Source organism: Desulfatiferula olefinivorans, assembly GCF_054657895.1.
Genome location: NZ_BAAHXV010000072.1, coordinates 1 through 2,500, shown reverse-complemented (window position 1 = coordinate 2,500; position 2,500 = coordinate 1). Strand labels below are relative to the sequence as shown.

The window sequence follows — 2,500 nt, the reverse complement described above, 5'->3', positions numbered from 1 at the left end:
CCGTATATGCAACGCTTGCAGGCTTGACACACATACGGTTTGGGCTCTTTCCCGTTCGCTCGCCGCTACTTGGGAAATCGTTTTTACTTTCTCTTCCTGAGGGTACTTAGATGTTTCAGTTCTCCTCGTTAGCCCCGTATACCTATGTATTCAGTATACGGTTACAGGGTATGATCCCTGCAGGGTTTCCCCATTCAGAAATCTCCGGATCTATGCTTGTTTAGCAGCTCCCCGAAGCTTATCGCAGCTTTCCACGTCTTTCATCGCCTCTTGGCACCAAGGCATCCACCGTTTGCTCTTAGTAGCTTAGCCACAAATTGTATTTACCTTAAAAATTTTGAGCGCTTTAGTGAATCTAAATCCAAATTGTCAAAGATCATTTTTACGTCCCGCAATCCCATCGAGATTGCGAGGCAGAACAACAAACAAAACTCTCTATCGCTTTGCTTGCTCTTCTGCTTACCCGGTCACCATTTGTATGGTGGAGGATAGCGGGATCGAACCGCTGACCTCCTGCGTGCAAGGCAGGCGCTCTCCCAGCTGAGCTAATCCCCCGATATGGTGGGCCTGGATGGAATTGAACCATCGACCTCACGCTTATCAGGCGTGCGCTCTAACCGGACTGAGCTACAGGCCCCTAATTTACCGAGCTTACGTCTACTTCTCTACATTATAAAGATCAATCTCGGTCTGATCTCCAAAAACTAAACAGTAAGTGCGTTCACGGTTCTCTTGTCTTTCTATCCTTAGAAAGGAGGTGATCCAGCCGCTGGTTCCCCAACGGCTACCTTGTTACGACTTCACCCTAATTATCAACCATACCTTAGGCGCCTGCTCCCCCGAAAGGTTAGCCCAACGACTTCTGGTACAATCAACTCTCATGGTGTGACGGGCGGTGTGTACAAGGCCCGGGAACGTATTCACCGCGGCATGCTGATCCGCGATTACTAGCGATTCCAACTTCAAGGAGTCGAGTTGCAGACTCCTATCCGAACTGAGGTATACTTTATGGGATTGGCTCACTCTCGCGAGGTTGCGACCCTTTGTATATACCATTGTAGCACGTGTGTAGCCCTGGACATAAAGGCCATGAGGACTTGACGTCATCCCCACCTTCCTCCCCGTTAACCGGGGCAGTATCTCCAGAGTCCCCAACTTAATGATGGTAACTGAAGATAAGGGTTGCGCTCGTTGCGGGACTTAACCCAACATCTCACGACACGAGCTGACGACAGCCATGCAGCACCTGTCATCGGGCTCCCCGAAGGGCACTCTCTACTTTCATAAAGATTCCCGAGATGTCAAATCCAGGTAAGGTTCTTCGCGTTGCGTCGAATTAAACCACATGCTCCACCGCTTGTGCGGGCCCCCGTCAATTCCTTTGAGTTTTAATCTTGCGATCGTACTTCCCAGGCGGTTCACTTAATGCGTTAGCTGCGGCACAGCAGGGGTCAATACCCGCTACACCTAGTGAACAACGTTTACTGCGTGGACTACCAGGGTATCTAATCCTGTTTGCTACCCACGCCTTCGCGCCTCAGCGTCAGTATTGGTCCAGAAAGTCGCCTTCGCCACTGGTGTTCCTCCTGATATCTACGAATTTCACCTCTACACCAGGAATTCCACTTTCCTCTCCCATACTCAAGCCTACCGGTTTCAAATGCACTTCCGGAGTTAAGCCCCGGGCTTTCACATCTGACCTGGCAGGCCGCCTACGCGCCCTTTACGCCCAATAATTCCGAATAACGCTTGCACCCCCCGTATTACCGCGGCTGCTGGCACGGAGTTAGCCGGTGCTTCCTTTGCAGGTACCGTCAATATGAAATGGTATTAACATCCCATAACTTCTTCCCTGCTGACAGAGTTTTACGACCCAAAGGCCTTCATCACTCACGCGGCGTTGCTGCGTCAGGGTTGCCCCCATTGCGCAAAATTCCTCACTGCTGCCTCCCGTAGGAGTCTGGACCGTGTGTCAGTTCCAGTGTGGCTGATCATCCTCTCAGACCAGCTAACCATCGTCGCCTTGGTAGGCCTTTACCCTACCAACTAGCTAATGGTACGCAGGCTCATCCCTCAACAATAGCTTCCATGGAGAGGCCATCTTTGATCCAAACAACCGCAGTCATCTGGATGTCATCCGGTATTAGCATCACTTTCGCGATGTTATCCCAAATTGAAGGGTAGATTACCCACGTGTTACTCACCCGTGCGCCACTCTACTCATTTCCCGAAGGAAACTTTCTCGTTCGACTTGCATGTGTTAAGCACGCCGCCAGCGTTCATTCTGAGCCAGGATCAAACTCTCCAATTAAACTATTTCCTGACCCAATCTTCTTCAAAAGAATCTCGGATCTCTCTTACGAATTGATCGAGAACTTTCTCGCACTTACTGCCTAGTTTTCAAAGACCAAACCCGCTCAACTTCCCCGTCAAGCGAACCAGATCAATCTATCTCAACCGTCTGGCTTTGTCAATCAAAATGTTTTTATTTTTTTGATTG

General features: G+C 50.0%; 2 tRNA genes and 2 rRNA genes (1 of these 4 cut by a window edge). All 4 read right to left on the bottom strand.

Going from position 1 to position 2,500, the window contains the following annotated elements:
• Positions 1-312 (bottom strand): 23S ribosomal RNA (locus ACYQ11_RS21645); it reaches 2,682 nt to the left of the window's first position.
• Positions 313-479: 167 nt separating this feature from the next.
• Positions 480-555: transfer RNA gene (locus ACYQ11_RS21640), tRNA-Ala, on the bottom strand.
• Positions 556-559: 4 nt separating this feature from the next.
• A tRNA-Ile gene (locus tag ACYQ11_RS21635) sits at positions 560-637 on the bottom strand.
• Positions 638-750: 113 nt separating this feature from the next.
• Positions 751-2,311 (bottom strand): 16S ribosomal RNA (locus ACYQ11_RS21630).
• The 16S and 23S rRNA genes sit together here with 2 tRNA genes alongside, the layout of an rRNA operon.
• Positions 2,312-2,500: the final 189 nt, after the last annotated feature.